The organism is Aquabacterium soli (assembly GCF_003933735.1).
GTDB classification, from domain to species: domain Bacteria; phylum Pseudomonadota; class Gammaproteobacteria; order Burkholderiales; family Burkholderiaceae_C; genus Aquabacterium; species Aquabacterium soli.
Map to the genome: position 1 here is coordinate 1 of NZ_RSED01000014.1, position 24,360 is coordinate 24,360.

General features: G+C 67.1%; 13 protein-coding genes. 11 read left to right on the plus strand and 2 right to left on the minus strand.

Annotated elements, in window-relative coordinates; translation table 11 throughout:
- Positions 1 to 1,786 (plus strand): SPM autocatalytic domain-containing protein (locus EIP75_RS24160; RefSeq protein WP_508608331.1); only part of this gene is annotated, 1,786 nt, incomplete at its 5' end.
- Positions 1,787 to 1,855: 69 nt separating this feature from the next.
- Here the strand turns inward: EIP75_RS24160 and murI are convergent.
- Positions 1,856 to 2,740: a glutamate racemase gene (gene murI / locus EIP75_RS16665; RefSeq protein WP_233584918.1), complete on the minus strand. Its 885-nt coding sequence runs from the start codon at positions 2,738 to 2,740 to the stop codon at positions 1,856 to 1,858.
- Between the two features lie 147 nt (positions 2,741 to 2,887).
- Between murI and EIP75_RS16670 the strand changes: the two genes are divergently transcribed.
- From EIP75_RS16670 to EIP75_RS16685, 4 genes are all read left to right on the plus strand, one after another.
- Positions 2,888 to 3,637 carry an electron transfer flavoprotein subunit beta/FixA family protein gene (locus EIP75_RS16670; RefSeq protein WP_125244417.1) on the plus strand — a complete coding sequence of 250 codons (750 nt, stop codon included), beginning with the start codon at positions 2,888 to 2,890 and terminating at the stop codon, positions 3,635 to 3,637.
- Between the two features lie 14 nt (positions 3,638 to 3,651).
- Positions 3,652 to 4,584 carry an electron transfer flavoprotein subunit alpha/FixB family protein gene (locus EIP75_RS16675; protein WP_125244418.1) on the plus strand — a complete coding sequence of 311 codons (933 nt, stop codon included), beginning with the start codon at positions 3,652 to 3,654 and terminating at the stop codon, positions 4,582 to 4,584.
- A gap of 109 nt (positions 4,585 to 4,693) precedes the next feature.
- Positions 4,694 to 6,499: an acyl-CoA dehydrogenase gene (locus EIP75_RS16680; RefSeq protein WP_125244419.1), complete on the plus strand. Its 1,806-nt coding sequence runs from the start codon at positions 4,694 to 4,696 to the stop codon at positions 6,497 to 6,499.
- 146 nt (positions 6,500 to 6,645) lie between these two features.
- On the plus strand, positions 6,646 to 7,593 hold the full coding sequence (locus tag EIP75_RS16685) for an NAD(P)H-dependent flavin oxidoreductase (protein ID WP_125244420.1): 948 nt from the start codon (positions 6,646 to 6,648) through the stop codon (positions 7,591 to 7,593).
- A 27-nt stretch (positions 7,594 to 7,620) separates the two neighbouring features.
- On the opposite strand, the gene EIP75_RS16690 is transcribed toward EIP75_RS16685, so the two are convergent.
- Positions 7,621 to 8,340 carry a response regulator gene (locus EIP75_RS16690; RefSeq protein ID WP_125244421.1) on the minus strand — a complete coding sequence of 240 codons (720 nt, stop codon included), beginning with the start codon at positions 8,338 to 8,340 and terminating at the stop codon, positions 7,621 to 7,623.
- 173 nt (positions 8,341 to 8,513) lie between these two features.
- Here EIP75_RS16690 and EIP75_RS16695 point away from each other — a divergent pair, with 173 nt between their 5' ends.
- The 6 genes from EIP75_RS16695 to EIP75_RS16720 all read left to right on the plus strand — a co-directional run bounded on the left by EIP75_RS16695 (position 8,514) and on the right by EIP75_RS16720 (position 24,344).
- Entirely contained in the window at positions 8,514 to 9,992 is a 1,479-nt protein-coding gene (locus EIP75_RS16695; protein ID WP_158622883.1) for an efflux RND transporter periplasmic adaptor subunit, read from the plus strand.
- 15 nt (positions 9,993 to 10,007) lie between these two features.
- Positions 10,008 to 12,176 carry a PqqD family peptide modification chaperone gene (locus tag EIP75_RS16700; RefSeq protein ID WP_125244423.1) on the plus strand — a complete coding sequence of 723 codons (2,169 nt, stop codon included), beginning with the start codon at positions 10,008 to 10,010 and terminating at the stop codon, positions 12,174 to 12,176.
- On the plus strand, positions 12,173 to 14,200 hold the full coding sequence (locus tag EIP75_RS16705; protein ID WP_125244424.1) for a preprotein translocase subunit SecA: 2,028 nt from the start codon (positions 12,173 to 12,175) through the stop codon (positions 14,198 to 14,200). Before EIP75_RS16700 ends, EIP75_RS16705 begins: the two co-directional genes overlap by 4 nt.
- 242 nt (positions 14,201 to 14,442) lie before the next feature.
- The gene (locus EIP75_RS16710) at positions 14,443 to 15,552 is read left to right on the plus strand and encodes an efflux RND transporter periplasmic adaptor subunit (RefSeq protein WP_158622884.1); all 1,110 of its coding nucleotides are present in this window, start codon (positions 14,443 to 14,445) and stop codon (positions 15,550 to 15,552) included.
- A gap of 27 nt (positions 15,553 to 15,579) precedes the next feature.
- The gene (locus tag EIP75_RS16715; RefSeq protein ID WP_125244426.1) at positions 15,580 to 22,797 is read left to right on the plus strand and encodes a cadherin domain-containing protein; all 7,218 of its coding nucleotides are present in this window, start codon (positions 15,580 to 15,582) and stop codon (positions 22,795 to 22,797) included.
- A complete protein-coding gene (locus tag EIP75_RS16720) occupies positions 22,794 to 24,344 on the plus strand; it encodes a sensor domain-containing diguanylate cyclase (RefSeq protein WP_125244427.1) in 1,551 nt (516 codons plus the stop codon). The genes EIP75_RS16715 and EIP75_RS16720 overlap by 4 nt, the downstream gene beginning before the upstream one ends.
- Positions 24,345 to 24,360 lie beyond the last annotated feature (16 nt).

Below are 24,360 nucleotides of genomic sequence, written 5' to 3' on the forward strand. Positions count from 1 at the left end.
GGCCCTGACGACCGAACAGGCTGCTACCCTGAGCACGGCCCAGGTCGCTGCGCTGAGCACCACGCAGGTGGCTGCCATCGAGACGGCCGACATCGTGGCCCTGGGCAGCGCCCAGGTCGGTGCCCTGAGCAGCAGCCAGGCCGCCGCCCTGACGACGAACCAGGTCGCTGCAATCGAGACCACCGACCTCAAGGCACTGAGCACCAACGCCCTGCGTGGCCTGAGCACCGAGGCCATCGTGGCCCTGACCACGGATCAGGTGAACAACCTGACGACGGCCCAGGTCGCTGCGCTGAGCACCGCCCAGGTCGCTGCAATCGAGACAGCGGACGTCGCTGCCCTGAGCAGCAGCCAGGTGGCTGTCCTGAGCAGCAACCAGGTGGCGGCCCTGAGCACGACGCAGTTCGCTGCGATCGAGTCGGCCGACATCCACGCGCTGAGCACCGCGGCCATCCGTGGCCTGAGCACCGCGGCCATCGTGGCCTTCACGACAGAGCAGGTGGCTGCGCTGACCACACTGCAGGCGGCCTCTTTCACCACGGCTCAGATCGCGGCCTTCGAGACGGCGGATGTGGCGGCCTTCACGACCGCCCAGGTCTTTGCAATGACCAGCAGCGAAATGTCGGCCTTCACCTCTGCCCAGATCGCGGCGCTGGACACGGTCGATGTCGCAGCCATCAGCACCACGGCCCTGCGCGGCCTGACGGCTGACGCGATCCACGGCTTCAGCACGGATGCCATCCATGCGCTGACGACCACGCAGATCGCTGCCTTCACGACCACGCAGATCCAGGCCCTGACGACCACGCAGATCGCCTCGCTGGAGACCGCGGACATCGTGGCCCTGACCACGGCGCATGCCGCGGCCTTGACCACGGACCAGATCGTTGCCTTCACGACCGAACAGATCGTGGCGCTGGAGACGGCCGACATCCGTGCGATGTCGATGACGCAGGTCAGCGCCTTCGAAACCGCCGACGTGGCCGTGATGTCTGGCAGCCAGCTCGATGCGATGGTGGGCGCCACCCCGATCGTGCTGGACCTGGACGGCAACGGCATCAGCACGGTGTCCAGCGCCCATGGCGTGGCCTTCGACCTGAACGCCACCGGCAACACCACCACCAAGGTGGGCTGGGCATCGGCGAGCGATGGCCTGCTGGTGATGGACCGCAACGGTGACGGCCTGATCAACAACGGCACGGAACTGTTCGGTGGCTCCACGCTCAATGCCTCCGGCCAACGCGCCGGCAACGGCTACGCGGCACTGGGACTGGAAGACAGCAACAGCGATGGCCACATCACCTCGGCTGACGCCAACTGGAACAAGCTGCAGGTGTGGGTGGATGCCAACCAGAATGGTGTGACCGACGAGGGCGAGCTCAAGGGCCTGTCCGAGCTGGGCATCATCTCGCTGGACCTGCATGCCACCACGGGCACGGCGACCGACAACGGCAACCTGCTGGGGCTGGTGTCGAGCTACACGAGCAGCGACGGCAGCAGCCATGCGATGGCCGACGTCTGGTTCCAGCGCGATGTCAATGGGGCGCAGGCGGTGACCACGTCCGATCTGCTGGCCGACCATGGCACCTCTGCCGCCCTGGAAGCGCTGTCGGCGTCCGCGTCGAACACCGCAGCTGACAAGGCTGGCAGTGATGCGGGTACGGCTTCCGCCGCTGACACCCACGCCGCGGCCGCTGCAGCCACGGCAATCTCGACGGACGCCAGCGTCGCGGTCGACATCACCAAGGGGCTGCTGGATGACAAGAACAACAACCTGTTGATCTGATCCCGGGCCGGTCACCGGCCGGCCCCACGCCTTCCGATCCAGGAGGGCAGGGGGCCGACAGTGCGGGCGCTACTCCTTCGGGAGAGCGCCCGCCTGTGTTTTCAGGCTCAGCCAGGCGTGGGCCACCTGGGTCAGGAGCGCGGGATTGCCGCTGGACCACAGGCGTGTCGCGCCATCGCTGGCGCCTTCGTGCACGGGGTGGCTGGAGGGCAGGTCCTGCACAAGTCGCGCAGTCTGCCGGGCCACCGCTTCGGCCGTGTCGATGATGTGCACGCCATCACCCAGGGCCTGCTTGAAGAGCGGCGCCACGAAGGGGTAGTGCGTGCAGCCCAGCACCGCCGTGTCCACGTCGGCGTCGATCAGCGGCTGGCTGAAGCTGGCGACCAGTGCGCGCAGACCTGGCGAGTCCAGCTGACCTTGCTCGATCTCCCTTGCCAGGCCAGGGCAGGGTTGCAGCACGATGTGGGCGGCGCCGCCATGCCGTGTCAACAGCGTCTGGAACTTCTGGCTCTGCAAGGTGAACGGTGTGGCCAGCACACCGATGCGCTGGGTGCGGGATTGCGCCACGGCAGGCTTGACGCCGGGCTCCACGCCCACCACCGGCATGTCCGGCCAACGCTGGCGCAGATGGTGCACCGCCGCCGCTGTGGCGGTGTTGCAGGCCACCACGATCAACTCGGCCCCTTGCGACATCAGGAAGCGGGAGATGTGCTCGGAACGCGCGCCGATGAACTCGTCGGATTTTTCGCCGTAGGGTGCGTGGCCCGAATCGGCCACGTACAGCAGGTCGGCTTGGGGCAGGTGGGCACGGATCGCGCGCAGCACCGACAGCCCTCCGAGCCCCGAGTCGAACACCCCGATGCAGGCGCCGCGCCCCGTGGCCCGGGGCGCGCTGGCATCGGCGTGCGGCATCTCGGCGAGTGTGGAAGGAGGAGAATCGGCGTGAACAGGCATGTCGTGACCAGGGAAAACAATATTTTCTCCCCTCCCGCGCCTGTTTGATGTACGTTGGCGCATTAAGTCGCGCTAGAATCGAACGATCGTGCTTTTTTGAGCGCGCCAATTTTTACTCAACTTCCTCATGACGCAGGAGAACATCGCATGAAGGTTCTGGTTCCGGTCAAGCGGGTTGTGGACTACAACGTGAAGGTTCGCGTGAAGTCCGACGGCTCTGGTGTCGACATTGCCAACGTCAAGATGAGCATGAACCCCTTCGACGAAATCGCCGTCGAAGAGGCCACCCGTCTGAAGGAAAAGGGCGTGGTCACCGAGATCATCGCCGTGTCCGTCGGCCCCACCCAAGCCCAGGAAACCCTGCGCACGGCCATGGCCATCGGCGCCGACCGTGGCATCCTGGTTGAAACCACCGATGAGGTGCAGCCCCTGGCCGTGGCCAAGGTGCTCAAGGCCCTGATCGACAAGGAAAAGCCTGATCTGATCATCCTGGGCAAGCAAGCCATCGATGACGACAGCAACCAGACGGGCCAGATGGTCGCCGCCCTGGCCAACCTGCCCCAGGGCACGTTCGCCTCGAAGGTGGAAGTCGCTGGTGGCAAGGTCAACGTCACGCGTGAAGTCGACGGTGGTCTGGAAACCGTGTCGCTGAGCCTGCCGGCCGTGATCACGACCGACCTGCGCCTGAACGAGCCGCGCTACGTGACGCTGCCCAACATCATGAAGGCCAAGAAGAAGCCCCTGGAAGTGGTCAAGCCGGCCGACCTGGGTGTGGACGTGGCCCCGCGCATCAAGACCCTGAAGGTCTCTGAGCCGCCCAAGCGTTCCGCAGGTGTCAAGGTGCCCGATGTGGCCACCCTGGTCGCCAAGCTCAAGAACGAAGCCAAAGTGATCTGAGGAGATAACGAATCATGACCGCTCTCGTCATTGCTGAACACGACAACAACAGCATCAAGGCTGCCACCCTGAACGCCGTGACGGCCGCCCAGGCCCTCGGTGGCGATGTGCACGTGCTGGTCGCTGGTGCCAACGCTGGCGCCGCTGCCGCCGCCGCCGCCCAGATCGCTGGCGTGGCCAAGGTGCTGCACGCCGATGGCGCCCAGCTGGCCGAAGGCCTGGCAGAGAACGTGGCCGCCCAGGTGCTGGCCATTGCTTCGAGCTACAGCCACCTCGTGTTCCCCGCCACCGCCGCCGGCAAGAACGTGGCGCCTCGCGTCGCGGCCAAGCTGGACGTGGCCCAGGTTTCCGAAATCACCAAGGTGGTCTCGCCCGACACGTTCGAGCGCCCCATCTACGCCGGCAACGCCATCGCCACCGTGCAATCGGCTGATGCGGTGAAGGTGCTGACCGTGCGCGGTACCGCTTTCGATCCCGCCGCCACCACCGGTGGTTCGGCTGCTGTCGAAACCATCGCCGCCGTGGCCGATTCGGGCTCCTCGTCGTTCGTGGGCCGTGAAGTGACCAAGTCCGAGCGTCCTGAGCTGACCGCCGCCAAGATCGTGGTGTCCGGTGGCCGCGCCCTGGGCTCCGCCGACAAGTTCAACGAAGTCATGTCGCCCCTGGCCGACAAGCTGGGTGCCGCTCTGGGCGCCTCGCGCGCCGCCGTGGACGCTGGCTACGCCCCGAACGACCTGCAGGTCGGTCAGACCGGCAAGATCGTGGCGCCTCAGCTGTACATCGCCGCCGGCATCTCCGGCGCGATCCAGCACTTGGCCGGCATGAAGGATTCGAAGGTCATCGTGGCCATCAACAAGGATCCCGAAGCACCGATCTTCCAAGTGGCTGACTACGGCCTGGAAGCCGACCTGTTCACGGCCGTGCCGGAACTGGTCAAGGCTCTGTGATCTGAATTTGCACAAGAAAAGCTTTCATGCAGACCTCTGATGTCTGACTGAAATCGCTGCCGGGGGCGTCTTTCGAGACGCCCCCTTGTCGTTTCCCGGAGAATATTTCATGACTTACCGCGCCCCCGTCAAAGACCTGCTGTTCTGCGTCAAAGAGCTGGCTGGCATCGATCACGTTGCCCAACTGCCTGGCTTCGACGACGCCGGCTTCGAAACCGCCCAGGCCGTGATCGAAGAATCCGGCAAGTTCTGTGATGGCGTGGTGGCGCCGCTGAACTGGTCCGGCGACCAGAACCCGGCCAAGTGGAACAACGGCGTGGTCACGACCTCGCCCGGCTTCAAGGAGGCCTACAAGTCGCTGGCCGAAGGCGGCTGGCTGGGTGTGCACCAGCCCACCGATTTCGGCGGTCAGGGCCTGCCCAAGACCATCGGTGCAGCCTGCATCGAGATCCTGGTGGGCTCGAACCTGAGCTTTTCGCTGTGCGCCATGCTGACCGGCGGCGCAGCCGAAGCGCTGATCACGGCTGGCAGCGAGGAGCTGCAGCAGCGCTACCTGCCCAAGATGATCGACGGCACCTGGACGGGCACGATGAACCTGACCGAACCGCAAGCCGGTTCGGACCTGGCCCTGGTGCGTTCCAAGGCTGTCAAGCAAGGCGATGGCAGCTACCGCATCAGTGGCCAGAAGATCTTCATCACCTACGGTGAGCACGACATGTCCGAGAACATCGTGCACCTGGTGCTGGCCCGGACACCCGATGCGCCCGAAGGCGTCAAGGGCATCAGCCTGTTCGTGGTGCCCAAGTTCCTGGTCAACGAAGACGGCTCCGTCGGCAAGCGCAACGACGTGTTCTGCGCCTCGCTCGAGCACAAGCTGGGCATCCATGGTTCGCCCACGGCCGTGCTGGTCTTCGGCGACAACAAGGGCGACGTGGGCGAAGGCGCCATCGGCTACATCGTCGGCGAAGAGAACCGCGGCCTCGAGTACATGTTCGTGATGATGAACGCGGCCCGCTACGACGTGGGCATGCAGGGCATCGGCCTGTCTGATCGCGCCTACCAGAAGGCCGTGGAATACGCGCGTGACCGCGTGCAGTCGCGTCCTGTGGACGGTTCGCAGCCGGGCTCGGCCGCGATCATCCACCACCCCGATGTCAAGCGCATGCTGCTGACCATGCGCGCGCTGACCGAAGGCGGCCGCGCGATGGCGCTCGTGGGCGCCGCAGCGTACGACTTCGCGCACCACAGCCCCGATGCCGAGGTGGCCAAGCAGAACAAGGCCTTCTACGAGTACCTGGTGCCCCTGATCAAGGGCTATGGCACCGAGAACAGCGTGGAAGTGGCCTCGCTGGGCGTGCAGGTGCATGGCGGCATGGGCTTCATCGAAGAGACCGGTGCGGCGCAGTACTACCGCGACGCCCGCATCCTGCCGATCTACGAAGGCACGACCGCCATCCAGGCCAACGACTTGGTCGGCCGCAAGACCGCCCGTGACGGCGGTGCCGTGGCCAAGACCATCGCCGCGCAGATCGCCGATCTGGAAGGCGTGCTGGCCGGCCGCGAGAGCGCCGCTGGCAAGACCCTGGCCAAGCGCCTGAAGGCCGCCCGCGAGGACTTCCTGGCCGTGGTGGACTTCGTGGTCGCCAACGTCAAGGCCAAGCCAAACGATGTGTTCGCAGGCTCGGTGCCTTACCTCTTCCTGGCCAGCCACCTGGTGGCCGGTTGGCAGATGGCCCGAGCCCTGATCGTGGCCGAGGACAAGCTCAAGGCTGGTGAAGACACCGAGTTCTTCACCGCCAAGGTGGCCACGGCCCGCTTCTTCGGTGACCACATCCTCACGCGCACCGCGAGCCTGCGCGCAGCCATCCTCGAAGGCGCCGACAGCGTGACGACCCTGCCGGCGGATCTGTTCTGATCCCCGTGCTCATTGCCTGAGACGACACGCTGAGATCGGCCGCTACCCAGCGGCCGATCGTCCATCAGGCCCACAAGACCTTCAACACGTCATGCCGGTTGACGCACCTTCACCGGCTGTTTTCAAAAGCAAAGGTATTCGAAGTCATGTTGCCTCCCGTTTTGCAGAACGTTCCCTTCCCGGTGATCGCCTCTCCGATGTTCATCCTCAGCAACCCCAAGCTGGTGATCGAGCAGTGCAAGGCCGGCGTGGTCGGCTCCATGCCCGCGCTGAACGCCCGCCCAGCCGCCTTGTTCGAAGACTGGCTGGCCGAGATCACCGAGACGCTGGCCGCCTACAACGCCGCCAACCCTGACAAGCCGGCCGCGCCTTTCGCGATCAACCAGATCGTGCACAAGAGCAACGACCGCCTGGAGCACGACCTGGCCCTGTGCGTGAAGTACAAGGTGCCGGTGATCATCACCTCGCTGGGGGCGCGCACCGATGTGAACGAGGCGGTGCACAGCTACGGCGGCGTGGTGCTGCACGACGTGATCAACAACAAGTTCGCCCAGAAGGCGGTGGAGAAGGGCGCTGACGGCCTGATCGCCGTGGCGGCCGGTGCGGGCGGGCATGCCGGCACCACCAGCCCGTTTGCGCTGATCCAGGAGATCCGCGAGTGGTTCACGGGCCCGCTGGCCCTGTCTGGCTCGATCGCCACGGGCCGTGCCATCCTGGCTGCGCGTGCCATGGGCGCTGATTTCGCCTACATCGGCTCGGCCTTCATTGCCACCGAAGAGGCACGTGCGGCCGATGCCTACAAGCAGATGATCGTCGACAGCAACAGTGCCGACATCGTCTACAGCAGCAAGTTCACCGGCGTGCCGGGCAACTACCTGCGCGGCTCGATCGTGGCCGCCGGCCTGGACCCGGAAGCCCTGGGCAACGGTGACCCGAGCCAGATGAGCTTCGGCAGCGGCGAAAGCAGCGCCAAGGCCTGGAAGGACATCTGGGGCAGTGGTCAGGGCATTGGCGCGATCAAGAAGATCGTGCCCACCGCCGAGCTGGTGGCCCGCTTGAAGGCCGAGTACGCCGAGGCCCGCGCCAGTCTGTGATCCCGGTGCTTCCGGGTGGTCAGCGCCTCAGCGCCGCCCGGAGGCGCGCCACGCCGAGAACCGATCGACAGCACGTTGGTCCTGCGCCTGTAGCATCTGGCTGACGGCGATCACGGCCTGGGTGCGCGAACTCACACGCAGGATGCGCAGCACCGAAGCCACGTGGTCCTTGATGGTCTCGACCGACAAGTCCAGTTCGCGCGCAATCAGTTTGTTGGGCTGTCCTTGCAGCAGCAGCGCGAGCACCTGGGTCTGCCGCTGTGTGAGGCCCAACTGGGCGAGCGAGGCGGTCTGGAAATTCGACCCGATGGCCTCATGTTGCACCGAGCCGGCCGGTGCGCCAGCGAGGCTGGTGCCCATGCTCATCGGCGGGACATACACGCCACCAGAAATCACCTGCCGCAGGGCGTCCACCAGCGTTTCGTTGCTGGCACGCTTGGGCACGAAGCCCATGGCGCCCAGGTCGATGGCGCGGATCACATCCGACGTGCGGTCGGAGGCCGACACCACCACCACCGGCAGACCGGGGTAGGCTCCGCGGAATTCGGTCAGCAGGTCAAACCCATCGGCATCGCCCAGATGCAGATCCAGCAAGACCAGTTCAAAGGAACTGTCTGCCTGGAGCATGGCGCGTGCCTCGGCACCGCTGGAGGCCGAGGCCACCTCGACATGATCGCCCAGGCCTTGGATGACGGATCGCAGCGCCGCCAGGATGAGGGGGTGGTCGTCGATCAGCAAAACCTTCATCGCAGCTCCTAGATTGTCTTTACCAGGGGGTTTTCCGTGCTTATTTGGCATTCGGGCACCCGTACAGTGGCGATGATAGGGGCAGTCCCCATGCATGCGCACTGCTTCGCGCCCGATGACCGACGAGCAAGCCTCTTTTGTCTGACGAAATGTCCTCTCCCAGCCCCCGTCCCGTGAGTCGTGGCACCCCCGTGGTCCAGGCCACGGTGTCCGATGCTGCCGTCAATGCTCCGCTCAACGCGGATTCCGTGGCGGCGGTGCTGGGCTGCCTTCGCACGGCCCTGGCCGCGCGCGACTGGCAGGGCAGTGCGGCGGAGGTTGTCTCGGAGATCGGCCAGCGCCTCAAATGCCTGCGGGTGTCCATTGGCTGGGTGGTGGCCGGGCAATTGCGCATCGTCGCGCTGTCCGATGGGGTGGTGCTGGCCGAAGGGCAAGCCATCCCGGAGCTGAACCAGGCCATGCTCGAGGCCGTGCACCAGCACACCACGCTGGCATGGCCACAGGCCACCCGCAATGCCGTGCGCATCACGCTCGCCCACCAGAACCTGTTCAAGGTGCAGGGCCTGGGCGGCGTGGTGAGTGTGCCGCTGGCCCATCGTGGCCGGGTGATCGGGGTGATCACCTGCGAGCGCTCCGTCATGTCCGACCCCTTGGCCGTGCGTGTGCTCGAAGAGGTGGTCCGGGTGGCGTTCGAGCCGCAGGAGGTCCGCTGGCTGGAACAATTGGCCGAAGGCCTCGCGCCTCTGCTGTACCTGCGCTATAAGCTCGATCGACCGTGGGTGGAGCGCCTGCGCGCAGGTGCGATCGTGCTGGGCTATCGCCTGAAAGACCCGGCCGAGCGGCGCCTGCGCTGGTCCGTGCTGGCGGTGGTCTGGCTGCTGACGGTCGGCCTGCTGTGGCCCGTGCCTTACAGCGTGAGCGCGACCGCGCGCCTGGAGGGCTCGGTGCAGCGGGTGCTCAGTGCCGCACAGGATGGCTACCTCAGAGAGGTCCATGTGCGGCCGGGTGATGTGGTCAAGGCAGGGCAGTTGCTGGCCGAACTGTCAGACGATGAACTCCAGTCATCGCGCCGGGCGCGGCAGGCAGATGTGGCGCAGCAGGAAAATGCCTTCGCCGAGGCCTTCGCAAGGGGCGACCGTGCCCAGGCGGCCCAGGCCCAGGCCAAGCTCGCCGAGGCGAAGGCCCAGCTCGGCCTGGTGGAGCAGCAGCTCAGCCGTGTGCGACTGACCGCGCCGTTCGACGGCGTCGTGATCCAGGGTGATCTGCGGCAGCAACTGGGCGGGCCGGTCAAGCGTGGCGAAGCCTTGCTGACCCTGGCACCCGGGCTGGACTGGCGCGTGATCCTCGAGGTGGGCGAATCTGATGTGGCGCAGTTGGAGCGAGGCCAGACCGCCACCTTGCGCCTGGCCGCCATGCCGGGGCAACCCATAGCCCTGGTGCTGGCCCGTGTGACACCCGTCGCGCGCACGACGGCCGATGGCGTGCGCTACGAAGTGGAAGCCTGGCCGGCTGGCAAAGGGGCCGGACTGGCCGGCTTGAGGCCGGGCCTTGAAGGCGTGGCCAAGGTGGATCTGCCCTCCAGGCCGCTGCTCATACGCTGGGTCGTGCGGGCCTGGAACTGGTTGGGCATGCTCACCTGGTCCTGGTTTTGAGCCGGGAGGCCGGCCATGCAAGACACCCTGCTGTCACCTTACTGGTACCGGATCTCGGCGCTGCATCCGCGGCTCAAGCCGCACGTCTCGGTGCGCATGCAGACCACCCGTGGTCAGGCTTGGTACGTGCTGTTCAACCAGGCCACCGGGCGCTACCACCGTGTCAATGCCCAGGCGTATGAGCTGGTCGGCCGGCTCGATGGCCGGCACAGTGTGGAAGAAGTGTGGGCCGTGCTGCTGGAGCAGCTGGGTGACGAGGCACCTTCACAGCACGATGTGATCCGCATCCTGGGCCAGATGACCGATGCCGGGCTGATCCAGGCCGAGGTGGCGCCCGATGTGCGCCAACTGGTGCGCGATGGACATGAGCGTCATCGCAAGGAGAAGCGGGCGAGGCTCAACCCCTTGTCTTTCCGCCTGGGGTTGTTCAACCCTTCGGCGCTGCTGGAGCGGCTGGTGCCTTTCGGCCGCTTGTTCTGGAATGGCTGGGCCACCGCGTTCTGGTTCCTGTTGGTGATCGGGGCCGCCTGGGCCGTGCTGGTGAACCTGCCCGAGGTGCTGGTGTATGGGCGCCATTACTTCATGTCGCCTGGCTACCTGGCCGCGGCCTGGGTGATCTACCCGCTGATGAAGGCGCTGCACGAGCTGGGCCATGCGCTGGCCTTGCGCCGCTACGGCTGCGAGGTGCCCGAGGTGGGGGTGAACTTCTTCATGTTCGTGCCCATGCCCTATGTGGATGCCAGCTCCTCGAATCGGCTGGTCAACCGATGGCAGCGCGCGCGCATCAGCGTGGCCGGCATCGGGGTGGAACTGGCCCTGGCGGCCCTGGCAGCGATCGTGTGGCTGAACGTGGAGGACGGTTGGATCCGCCAGGCCAGCTTTGTCGTCATGAGCCTGGGAGGCCTGTCCACCTTGCTGTTCAACGGCAACCCGCTGATGAAGCTTGATGGCTATTACGTGATGTGCGATGCGCTGGACCTGCCCAATCTGGCGGGACGCAGCGGACGCATGCTGGGCCAGCTGTGGCGCACCTTGTTCATGGGGGTGCTGGGCGTGCCTCGCGATGCCTTCGACAACAGCGTCACGGCCGCCGATGCCTTCGAGCGCTGGGCCTTGTACATCTACGCCCCGGCGTCTTGGGCCTATCGCGTGGGCGTCAGCGCGCTGATCGTGAGCTGGGCGGCCGACAAGGTGACCTGGCTCGGGGTGGGGGTGGCCGCCTGGTCCGTCTGGACCTTGTTTGCGCAGCCCGTGTGGCTGTGGACGCAGGCGCTGGCTTCGCAGCCCCGTGTCACGGCGATCCGTGGGCGCCTGGTGATGGCGGTGGGCAGCGCCGTGGTGCTCGGCGGCGTGGGGGCCATGCTGGTGCCGCTGCCATCCTCACTGGTGGTCGAAGGCATGGTCTGGCTGCCGGACGACGCCCTGGTGCGCGCGGCGGCCGATGGTGAAATCGAGACGGTGTGGGTACGCAGCGAGACCTCCGTGGAGCAGGGCGCCAAGCTGATCTCGCTGAAATCGCCCACGCTCAGTGCCCAGCGCGAAGTGTTGCTGGCCCAGATTGAACGCTCCGAGGCTGAGTTCAACTCCGCGTTCGGTGCAGAGCCCCTGAAGATGCGCAATGCGCAGGATGCCCTCACACGTGACCGGGCCGCGCTGGCACAGGTGGACCGTGACCTGTCCGCCAATGTGCTGCGGGCTGGCGATTCGGGCAAGTTCGTGCTGTCGCGGCAGGAGGATCTGGAAGGGCTGCAGGTCAACCGAGGGCAGGTGCTGGCCTATGTGCTCAACGACCGGCCCGCCGTGATCCGGGCCGTGGTGCCCCAGCGTGACATCGACAGCGTGCGCCATCGGCTGCGCAAGGTGCAGGTGATGCTGGACGAAGCCCCCGGCCATGCCATGCCGGCCCATCTGCTGCGCGAGGTACCTGCCGCGGCCGACCGCCTGCCCCAGGCCGCCATGGGAGACCGCAAGGGTGGGCGCGTGCCCACGGATCCGGCCGATGAGGAGGGATTGCGGCCGATGGAGCCAACGTACGTGCTCGATGTGCAGCTCAACCACGGCCTGGCGCGCGCTGGCGGGCTGGCACGCGTGCGGCTGGATCTGGCACCGCAAAGCCTGCTGGACACCGTGCTGCAGCGCCTGAGGCAGCTGTTGCTGCGCCACTTCTCGGACATCAGGGCATGACCCCGTTGCCTGCAGGTGGCCCACCGGGGGCGGCGCCGCGAGCCATCTGGTCCGATCGCATCGCGCTGGGTTCGCGGCTGCCGGTACCCGGCTCCGTGATGGGCCACTACCCGGTGCGCGATGCGCCAGAGCTGTCCAACAGCCCGACGTGGGCGCTGGTCCAGGCCTGGTGGCGCATGCCGGGGCGCCCCTCGACCTACCGGGGCAGGCGCTTCGTGGCGCGTGTTCGCCAGGCCCAGGCCCAGTGGCAGGCGCTGTCGACACCACAGATGGCCGAACACCTGGACCGGTTGCGCGCCGCCTTGTCCGTGAACGGTTTCACCGATGCGCTGGCCGCCCGGGCCATGGGCGCCGTGTGCCTGCGCGTGCAGCAGCAACTGGGCTGGCAGGTGCACGACGTGCAGTTGAGAGGCGCGTGGTGGATGCTGGGTCAGCGCCTGATCGAGATGGCCACCGGGGAAGGCAAGTCGCTCACGGTGGTGCTGGCGGCGGGCACCGCCGCGCTGGCGGGCATCCCCGTGCATGTGATGACGGCCAATGACTACCTGGCCCGTCGCGATGCGGAGCAGTGGACGCCCTTGTACGCCTCGCTGGGCTTGAGCGTGGCCTGGGTGACGGCGGCGAGCACCGCTGCCGAGCGCCGCGATGCCTATCAGCATGACGTGGTCTACGTGACGGCCAAGGAAGTGGCGTTCGACTACCTGCGTGACCGCGCTGCGCGCCACCAGGGGCAGGACGATGCCGTGGTGCTGCGGGGCCTGTGCATGGCGGTGATCGACGAGGCCGACAGCATCCTGATCGACGAGGCGTGCACGCCCCTGGTGCTGTCGCAGGCCTTGCCGTCGCGCCAGGCCGAGCAGCAGCATCGGCTGTCGCTGTTCCTGGCGCGCCAGATGCAGGTCGGGCGAGACTTCGACTGGGGGCCGCAGCAGGCGCTGAACTGGCACGAGGTGGGGGTGGAGCGCCTCGCCTCTCTGGCAGCCAATCTGCAGGGCCCCTGGAAACTCAAGCGCTACCGCGAGGACCAGGTCGGCCTGGCCCTCACGGCCCTGCACGTGCTGGAGCGCGATGCGCACTACCTGCTGCGTGACGGCGAGGTCCACATCATCGACGGCACCACGGGCCGCCTGGCCATCGGGCGGGCATGGTCGCGGGGCTTGCACCAGATGGTCTGCATCAAGGAAGGCCTGGCGGCCACGCCGGAAACGGAAACCGTGTCGCAGACCACCTACCAGGAGTTCTTTCCCTGCTACCACCTGGTGTGCGGATTGAGCGGCACCTTGTGGGAAGAGCGGCAGGAACTGCTGGCCGTTTACGGCCTGCCTGTGCTGCAGGTGCCGTTGCGCCAACCGGGGCGTCGGCTGGATCTGGGCACGGTGCTGACACCGGACGCCGAGGCCAAGTGGTCGACCGTGGCGCGGCAGGTGGCCGTCCAGGCGGGGCAGGGAAGGGCGGTGCTCGTGGGCACGAACACCGTGGCCGATTCCGAGCGCCTGTCGGCCGTGTTGTCAGCGCAGGGGGTGATGCACCGCGTGCTCAATGCCCGGCACGATGAACATGAAGGTTCGGCCGAGCGCGAGGTGATCGACGCAGCAGGCCAGCCCGGGGCGATCACCGTGGCCACCCACATGGCGGGGCGCGGCACGGACATCCATCTGGGGGCCCAGGTTCTGGCGCAGGGGGGGCTGCACGTTCTGAACACCCACCTCAATGCGTCCCGGCGCATCGATCGGCAGCTTTATGGACGCGCGGCGCGCCAGGGGCAGCCTGGGTCATTCGAGTGCGTGTTGTCCTGTACGGACGAAGCCATTCGCCCTTGGGCGGAAGGTGCCTTCGCCGGCGCATTGCTCCGGACCAACCTGGGCGGTCAGTCTGGCGTGCGCCAGGCCCTGGTGCGTGCGCTGTGCGGCTTGATCCAGCGTCAGGAGGGGCGCAAGGCCTTCTGGAGACGCTGGCACCTGCTCCAGCTTCAGATGGCCATGCATCGGCAGCTCGCGTGGGCTGGACGCGACGACGGGCGCTGATTTCTGGCTGCCTTCATGCGCCAAGCAGGGTTTTTCCGTCGTTTATCGCGCCATACGGGGCGCGATAAAGGTACAACATGCAAAAGTGTGGCCGCAGCAGCGTTTTCTGACCGGTTTGTCAGAGGCCTCAAGTTCCGCGCTGCCTGGCCGATGAGTACCGTGTGATGAAAAACCGAGACCCCCTTCCAGGTGGGCCCCACAGGCGGGAGCCAAGCTTGAAGATGATTCCCATCAGACCTCTGTTGACGTTGCTCGCCGGCATTTCGATGCTGGTGTCGGCGCGTGCCGAGGTGATGGGGTGCCTGGTCGAGCCCGACCGGGTCGCCGATGTCGGCAGCCAGTCCATCGGTGTGCTTGAGCGCCTGCTGGTCGAGCGGGGTGACCACGTGGTGTCCGGCCAGGTGCTGGCCCGGTTGTCGGCCCAGGTCGAACGCGCCTCCGTGTCGGTGGCAGAAGCCCGCTCCGAGGCCGATGCCGAAGTGCGCCAGGCGATTGCCGCGGCCGAACTGGCGCAGCGCAAGCTTCAGCGTGCCAGGGATCTGCTCAAGCAGGAGTTCGTCTCCGACCAGGCGGTGGAGCAGGCCGATGCCGAGTACCGTGTGGCCGAGCAGCGGGTCTCGCAGGCGCGGGAATCACAGAAGGTGTCCCAGCGCGAATACCGTCTGTCGGCCGCTCAACTGGGGCAGCGTGATGTGCGCAGCCCCTTCGATGGCATCGTGATCGAGCGCTACCGCACGGAAGGCGAGCGCATCGAGCGTGAACCCGTGGTGCGCGTGGCCCGCATCGACCCCCTTCGTGTCGAGGCCATCGTGCCGGCCTCGCAATTCGGCAGCATCGCCACCGGCCAGGTGGCCACGATCCGCACGGATCTGCCGAACTTCAGCACCTTGTCGGCCAAGGTGGTGCTGGTCGACCGCGTGATCGACCCGGCCTCCAACAGCTTCCGCGTGCGGCTGACCCTGCCCAACCCCGAGAATCGCATCCCGTCGGGTCTGCGGTGCCGGGTGGATTTCGCCACATCGCAGCCGTCGGGCTCGCCCTCGGCTCCTGCGCAACCGGGCGCTGTCACGCCCACCAAGGCGCCGGCTCCTAAGCCTGCCACGCCCGCCAAGGGCACCACCGCCTCGGCCCAGCCCCAGGCGCAACCAGTTTCCCCTCAGACGGTGCCTCACCAGGCGCGGCCCGTCTCTCAGCTGTCCACACGCCTGGCCACGGCCCCACGGGCCCCCGAGCGGATGCTGGTCAAGCAGTACCTGACGTCACGAGAGCCGCGGCTTTCCATGTCGTCCCAGATATCCGTGCCACGTTTGTCGTCACTGGATACTGATCGCCCTTTGCTGTCCCTGCGATGAGATTCCTATGTTCTGGGAGTCATCGACATGTCGGCAACGACAGGATGTCGAGGTACCCGCTTCGTGTTCGAGGAGCTCGAGACGAGGCTGCTGTACTCTGCGGACCTGGCACAGGCTGCGGGCATGCCTTTGCCTGCCTCGCCCTCAGGAGGCACCCACCCGGCTGAAAAGCCGGGGGCGCTGCTCGATGCGCGCCAGCTGAATCACCCGGCCGCCCTGGCCTTCGAATGCCTGCTCCCGCAAGGGGCCCAGGATACCGAGGCCAGCACGCTGGTGACCCCCGCCACCGCCGCTGATCCACTGCGCCATGAGATCGTCTTCGTCGACATGGCGGTGGACGGGGCGGCAGAACTGCTGCAGGGTTTGCAGGCAGCGGCCACACCCGGTCGGCAAGTGGACATCGTGGCCATCCCGGCGGGCAGCGACGGGTTCGCAGTCATCACCGACACCCTGGCCGGACGCACGGGCCTCGACGCGGTGCACATCCTGGGCCATGCCGATGGCCACGGTCTGCAGTTGGGCACCACGCGGCTGGATGGCAGCACCCTCTCCAGCCATGCTCAGGCCCTGGCCGCTTGGGGTACGGCGTTGCAGGCCCAGGCCGACCTGATGTTTTACGGTTGCGATCTGGGCGCCACCACCGAGGGTCTAGCGCTGGTGCAGGACATGGCCTTGCTGACCGGCGCCGATGTGGCCGCCAGCAACGACCTCACGGCCAACGCGGCGCATGGTGGCGACTGGGTGCTGGAGGTCCGCACCGGCACCATCGAATCGGAGAGCGTTGTCAACGATCCGCTGGCAGCGACCTGGAACGGCAGTTTGCTGGTGCTTCCCGGCGGCGGGCAGACCGCCGCCCACACCGCCACAGTGGGCACACCCGAGGCCACCACCGGCCCGCGCAGCGTCGTGATGGACGGACAGGGTCGCTTCACGACCATCTGGAGCACCGGCACCGATGTGGCCTACCAGCGCTTCCTGGCCGATGGCACGGCGGACGCGGCGGCCGGCACGGTCAACAACGTCTATGCCGTCTATGGGGCCGCCGCAGCGGGCAATGGCGACGGGCGTTTCGCGGTGGCGTATTTCGAGTACTTCCCCGGCGTGCTGGGCCTGGTGCTGGCCGACGCCCACATCAAGCTCGATGTGTTCGATGCCAGTGGCACGCGCACCGCCAGCGTGACCGTGGCCGGCACCAACCTGCTCGAAGGCCTGCTGGGCAATGTGCTCACCGGCACGCCGCAGATCACGCCGACGGTGGCCATGGACGCCAGTGGCAACATCGCCGTGGCCTGGAACGTGGGCAACTTCATGGCGGTGTCCTGGTACGACAGTGCGGGCACGGCCTTGGGAGCGCAGGTGATCGATGCGGGTGTCGCAGCCAGCCAGGTGGCCCTGGCCATGGGCCCTTCGGGCACCGTGCTCAGCTGGACGCGCGGTGGTGACGGCGTGTTCGCGCAGGTCTACGACACCGCACGCGTGGCGCAGGGTGATGCGGTGACAGTGCCTGGCACGGCCACCGGCGTGCAGTCCGAATCCACGCTGGCCATGGACGGCAATGGCCGCACGCTGATCACCTGGAGCAGCACACAGGATGGCAGCGCAGACATCTTCGGCCGCTGGTTCTCGGCGGCCGGTACGCCCTTGGGGGCAGAGTTCAAGCTCAACACCGTCACCGCCGATGCGCAGACGGCATCGAGCCTGTCGGTCGACGCCAGCGGCCGGGCGGTCGTGGCCTGGCAGAGCCAGGGACAGGATGGCTCGGGCGCCGGCATCTACTGGCGAGAGATCCTGGCCGATGGCACCTTGGGCGATCCGGAGGTGCGCGTCAACACCACCACGGCCGGTGACCAGGTGCGGCCCAGCGTGGCGGGCAATGGTGGGCAGGCGGTGGTGGTCTGGACAGGCCTCGATGCCGGCAGCTCGACGGGGGTGTTCTTCCAGCGGCAGGTCCTGGCGGGCAACCAGGTGCCTGTCATCACCAGCCTGGGCGGTGGTGCCAGTGCCAGCGTGTCGGTTGCAGAGAACAACGCCCAGGTCGTCACCGTCACCGCCACGGACGCCGACCTGGGCGCAGGTCAATTGGTCTACAGCCTGGCGGGGGGCGCGGATGCGGCCCTGTTTTCGATCGATGCCGGCACGGGCGTGCTGCGCTTCCTGGCCACCCCCGACCGCGATGCCCCGCAGGATGCGGATGGCAACAGCATCTACGATGTGATGGTGCAGGTCAGCGATGGGTCGGCCACCGACACGCAGGCCGTGGCGGTCACGGTCACCGGGGTCAACGATGAAGTGCCGCGCATCACCAGCCTGGGCGGTGGCGCGGTGGCCACGGTCAACGTGGCCGAAACGCTCACCACGGTCGTCACGGTCACGGCGGCCGATGCCGACCTGCCTGCCCAGCCCCTGGTCTACACCATCGTCGGGGGGGCTGATGCGGCCCGCTTCGCGATCGATGCCGGCACGGGGTTGCTGCGCTTCGTCAGCGCCCCGGACTTCGAAGCCCCGGCGGATGCGGATGGCAACAACCTTTACGACGTGATCGTGCGGTCCAGCGATGGAACCTGGCTCGACGAGCAGGCCATCACCGTGCGTGTGATGGACGTGTCATCGCAGCTGGTGGTGGGCACCGTGGCCGACACCAACGACACGGGCCTGGGCGGCAGCTTCACCATCGAGCAGCTCAATGCACGCATGGGCACGGATGGCGCCGTGTCGCTGCGCGAGGCCTTGATCGCCGCGAACAACACGCCGGGGCTGGACACCATCCGCTTTGCGATCACCGGGCCGGCGGGAGGACTGGGCGAATACACGCTCTTGATGGTCAGCGCCTTGCCCACGATCACCGATGCGGTCGTGATCGACGGCGCCAGCCAGCCGGGCAGCAGCGCACACCCATTGATCGTGCTCGATGGCAACGGCGTGAGCGGCCACGGGATCACGCTCGGAGCCACGGCCGATGGCAGCACGGTGCGTGCGCTGGTGATCCGCGGCTTCGGTGGCGATGCCATCCACATCGACGCGGGTTCGGACAACCACGTGATCATCGGCAACTACCTGGGCTCGTTCAACGCCGATGGGAGCGATGCGGGCCTGGCCAGGCGCAACCTGTCGGACGGGGTCGAATCCTGGGGCAGCAACGTGCGCATCGGTGGTGCCACGGCGGCGGAGCGCAACGTGATCGGCGGCAATGCCGAGCGCGGCATCTACCTGGATGGCGTCAGCACGGGCACACGCGTGCTGGGCAACCACATCGGCACCGATGCGACCGGATCGGTGGCGGTGGGCAATGGCTGGGGCGTGTCCCTGGCCGGGCTGAGCTCTCTCACCATCGGCGGCACGGCCGCAGGCGAGGGCAATGTGATCTCGGGCAATACCTCGGGCGGGCTGCTGGCCACCAATCTGCGCGTGGTGGTGCAGGGCAACACGGTGGGGCTCGATGCCACCGGGCTGGCCGTGCTCGGCAACGGCGGCCATGGGGTGGAGATCCGCACGGTGCTGGGCTCGCTGATCGGAGGCAGCGCACCAGGTGCGGGCAATGTGCTGTCTGGCAATGCAGGTGCGGGCCTGGCCTTCTATGTGTCGGCCACCGCGCTGTCGCCCCATGTGGCCCAGGGCAACCTGATCGGCACGGACCGCAGCGCGGCACTGCTGCGCGGCAACGGTGCGCAGGGCGTGCTGGTGTCTGCCTCGAACGTGCAGGTGGGCGGCACGGCGGCGGGCGAAGGCAACGTCATTGCCGGCAACGGCGGGGCGGGCATCGGCATGGATGCGGGCAGCGGCGGCATCTACCTGGGCAACAGCATCCACCACCATGGCGCGCCCGGCATCGACCTGGGCCTGGACGGCCCCACGGCCAATGACGCCGGGGACCTGGACCTGGGGCCCAACTTCCTGAACAACGCGCCGGCGCTCGCGACGGCGGTGAGCAATGGTTCGGTGTCGGCCGTCAGTGGCAGCCTGCAGGTGCCCGTGCTGACCGTGGGCACGGCCCGGGTGGAGTTCTTCGCCAGCGCTGGCCCTGGTGCCCAGGGGCAGCGTTATCTGGGCTCGACACTGGTCACGCCGGTGGCGGGCTCGGCCAGCTTCACCGTGAGCAATCTGGCCGGCGTGGCCGATGGAGAATGGGTCACGGCCACCCTGACCCTGGGCGATGTGTTGTCCGGCACCAGCGAGTTCTCCAACGCCCTGCAGGTGTCGTGGACCAATGCCTTGCCCCAGATCACCTCCAACGGCGGCGCGGCCTCGGCCAGCCTGTCGGTGGCGGAGAACAGCACGCTGGTCACGACCGTGACGTCGCAGGATGCCGATGTGCCCTTGCAAACCTTGTCCTTCGCCATCGCGGGCGGGGCGGATGCGTCCCGCTTCACCATCGATGCTGCCACGGGTGTGCTGCGCTTCGTCAGCCCACCGGACCGTGAGCACCCTGGCGATGCCGATGCGGACGCCGTCTACGAGGTGGTCGTGGGTGTGTTCGATGGCGTGGGGGGCAGCGACACCCAGAGCCTGAGCATCACGCTCACCGGCATCAACGAATCCCCCCCGGTGATCACCAGCCAAGGGGGCGCGGTCAGCGCCAGCATCAATGTCGTGCAGCTGGGACAGGCCGTGACCACGGTGGTGGCGACCGACGCCGACCTGCCCGCCGCGCCCCTGAACTACAGCATCACCGGCGGTGCCGACGCAGCGCTGTTCACCATCGATGCCGGCACGGGCGCCTTGCGCTTCCTGCTGCCGCCCGTGTGGGCCGTGCCCCTGGACAGCGATGGCGACAACGTCTACCAGGTGCAGGTCAGCGCTTCCGACGGCCAGTGGTCCGACAGCCAGTTCCTGTCGGTGGTGGTGGTGCCCAGCAACGTGCATGCCCCCAGCATCACCAGTGCGGCCTCGGTGGATGTGCTGGAAAACACCAGCACAGTGCTGCAGGTCACGGCCCAGGATCTGGATGTGCCCGTGCAGCACTTGAACTTCTCGCTGACCGGCGGGGCTGATGCGGCCTTGTTCGAGATCGATGCAGACACCGGGGTGCTGCGCTTCCTGCAGGCGCCGGACCATGAGCAGCCCTTCGATGCCGACCAGGACCATGTGTACGAGTTGACCGTGCAAGTGGGCGATGGCCTGTTCAGTGCCCAGCAGAGCCTGGTGGTGCGGGTGCTCGATGCCAATGACCAGCAGCCGGTGTTCGTGGGCGGCAGCAGCTTTGCCGTGAACGAGAACACCAGTGCCGTCACCATGCTGAGCGCCACCGATGGCGATGCCACACCACCGGTGGGCGGCCTGGTCTACAGTCTGGCTGGTGGCGCCGATGCCGCGCACTTCGTGCTCGATGCGTCGACCGGGGCCTTGAGCTTTGCCATCGCACCAGACGATGAGGCGCCCGTTGACGCCGATGCCGACAACCGCTACGACGTGGTGGTGCAGGTGTCTGATGGCATCTTCACCGCACAGCGACAGCTCAGCGTTCTCGTGAACGATGTCAATGACAACGCGCCCAGCTTCACGGGCCCCGCTGCGTGGGCCATGCCCGAGAACTCTTTCGATATCGGGCTGGTGGCCGCATCGGATCCCGACCTGCCGCTGGGCGGCTCGCTCAGCTTCAGCCTGGCGGGCGGGGCTGATGCAGTCTGGCTGCGCATCGACGCGGCTTCCGGCCTGCTGTCCTTCATCAGTGCGCCCGACCACGAGACGCCCCAGGATGCAGATGCCGACAACATCTACCAGGTCCGCGTGCAGGTCAGCGACGGACAGCTCATCACCTGGCGCGACATCACCGTGCAGGTGGGCAATGTCAACGAGGCCCCGCAGGCCACGGGAGACCGGTTCGTGCTGGACGAAGATGAAACCTTGGCTGGCGCGCTGACGGACCTGCTGGGCAATGACCTGGATGGCGACAGCCCGGTGTTGTCCATGCGGCTGGTGCAGGGGCCGTCCCACGGCACGCTCAGCATCCAGCCCGATGGCTCCTGGACTTACCAGCCGCTGGCTGATTTCCATGGCAACGATTCGTTCACCTATGTGGCCAGCGATGGCGTGCTGGACAGCGCGGCTGCCACCGTGCAGTTGCAGATCAATCCCGTGAATGACGCCCCCCTCATGACCGCGGGCGTTCTGGGCCTGGAGGTGGGGCCCGAAGCGCAGTGGACGCTGGCCGAGTTGAGCGCGCAGGCGGTGGATGCCGAAGGAGATGCGCTGTCTGTGCACATCGTGCAGGCACCTCAGCATGGCCAGCTCAGCCTGGACCAGGCCGGTGTGCTGCGCTACCAGGCAGATCCGGATTTTGCCGGGCAGGACACCTGGGCCTATGCCGTGACCGATGGCCTGACCCACAGCCAGGCCAAGGCGGTGGCCCTCAGCGTCTCGCAGGCACCGCAGGAGCCACCCGAGAACCCGCCAGGCAACCCACCGGGCACACCGGTGTCGCCTTCGCTGCCAGAGGCCGTGCCGCCGGGACCGTTGCCCCCTTTCGCGCCCAGGAGCGCGTCGATCCTGGTGCCGCCGCCTGTTCTGGACGGGGCGGAGGGCGGCCCGTCCGACGTGCCGTCCCCGGACGATGCCCTGTTGTCGGCTGCGCCGACCTCATCGGGACAGGCCTTGTCCGATGGCACGGGGGAGCCCGCCACAGATGTGAGCACGGCCCTCGCCAGCGATGCGCTCTCGCCGCTGCCGCCGGCCTTGCCCCAGGACATCGCGGCCTTGCCGCCGCCGGCCCAGGCCCTTGCCATGCCCGGCTTGCCCAGTGCGCCGATGCTGGATTTCCAGATCGGCGTTCTCAAGCCCCCCGGGGATGTGCTGGGCAGCGGTTCTGGCGCCCTGCAACTGCTCGAACGGCTGAACCTGGACCTCAACGACGGTGGCCGCCTGACCCTGCCGCTGCAGCCCGTGCCGAGCCTGAACGGTGGCACTTTGCCAACACGGATCCCGTTCAATGGGCAATCCGTGGAGGAATCCCGCTTGGCGGTGCTTGATTCTCCGGTCATGCAGGGCTCGGGTGTGGCATTGTCCCTGGGGGCGGTCTGGTGGACCGCGCGGGCGGCCGGCCTGATGACCAGCATGATGGTCACGGTGCCTGCCTGGCGCACCATCGACCCCATGCCGGTGATGGGTGGATCGGTGACACCCGACGCCGAGGGCGGCGAAGAAGGCATGAGCGGCAACGTCACCGACGAGCAGAGCGCCATGGAGGCGCAAGCGGCCGACATGTTCAGCTCCGTCAATGTGTTGCAGGGCGAGACGGAAGGGATTGGATGAAGCTCAAGGACAGGTTCCGGCGCTGGTCGCTCAGCCCGACCGCGCGCATCAGCATGGGGCTGGTGTCCTTGCTGGTGGGCCTGCTGATGGTGCTGGACCTGGTGCTCAAGCTGCTGCCTGACCAGCGCACCATGACGCAGACCGTGCGCGAGCAGGTCGCCGTGCACCTGGCGCTGCAGGTCAAGCGCATGCTGCGCGAGCCGCAACTGCTGCCCATGATCCAGCCCATGTTCACGGACCTGGTCGAGCATTCGCCCGACGTGCAGACCGTGGCCATCCGCCGCGAGGACGGCACGCTGGTCGTGGCCAGCCCCCAGCACGAACAGCACTGGCAAGCCCCCTCGATGGGGCTGTCCACCATCACCAGCGTGGTCGTGCCGCTCAACACCAACGCGGGCCGCTGGGGTCAGCTGGAAGTCGGCTTCGATTCACCCTGGCCCAAGACGGTGGTCGGCTGGCTGATGCAGCCTACCGTGCAGTTGGTGGCCATCCTCAGCACCGTCAGCTTCATCGCGTTCTACCTGTACCTGCGGCGCGTGCTGCAGCACCTGGATCCGTCCAAGGCGATCCCCGAGCGCGTGCGCGTGGCCTTCGACACCCTGACCGAAGGCCTGCTGGTGCTCGACCTGGATGGCCAGATCCTGCTGGCCAACTCGGCCTTCCGCAGCTTCCACCCTCAGGCCAGCGCCGTGCTGCTGGGGCGCTCCATCGACCAGATGGAGTGGTTGATCCAGGGCCTGCGCGACGAGTCCGACATCCCGCCCTGGAAGCGCGTGCTCCACATGACTGAGCCGATCCTGGGGGTGCATGTCGATCTGCGTGACACCGGCAGCGAGCCGCGCCGCGCGCTGCTCAACTGCGCGGCGATCCGGGATGCCACCGGCAATGCCCGCGGTTGCCTGGTCACGCTGGACGACATCACCGAGCTGGACCGTGCCAACGCCAAGCTGCGTGCGGCGCTGGGCGAACTGGAAACCTCGCGCGACCAGATCCAGAAGCAGAACGAAGAACTGCAGATGCTGGCCAACTGCGATCCGATGACGGGTTGCTTCAACCGGCGCGCCTTCTTTGCACGGGCAGAAGGCCTGATGGCGCATGCGCAGGACACTGGTGAGCCGCTGACCTGTTTCATGACCGACATCGACAAGTTCAAGAACTTCAACGACACCTACGGCCATGCGGTGGGCGACCTGGTGATCCAGCAGGTGTCACGCCTGCTCAAGCGGGCCATGCGCACGCAGGATGTGCTGTGCCGTTTCGGCGGAGAAGAATTCTGCGTGCTGCTGCCCGGCCTCACGCTGGACCAGGCCGCCGACGTGGCCGAGTCCATCCGCTATGCCATCGAGACGGAGGCCGGCCCAAGCGTGGACGCCGTGCCCAACCTGCGCATCACCTCCAGCTTCGGGGTGTCCCAGTTGGGCTTGGGCGAGGCCAAGAACCTGCTGCAGCTCATCGAGCGCGCCGACCAGGGCCTGTACGCGGCCAAGGAGGCAGGCCGCAACCAGGTGCAGTCGATGGACTGGAAGGCGCTGCACGAGGTTCATTGAGGCCCGCATCCCGGCC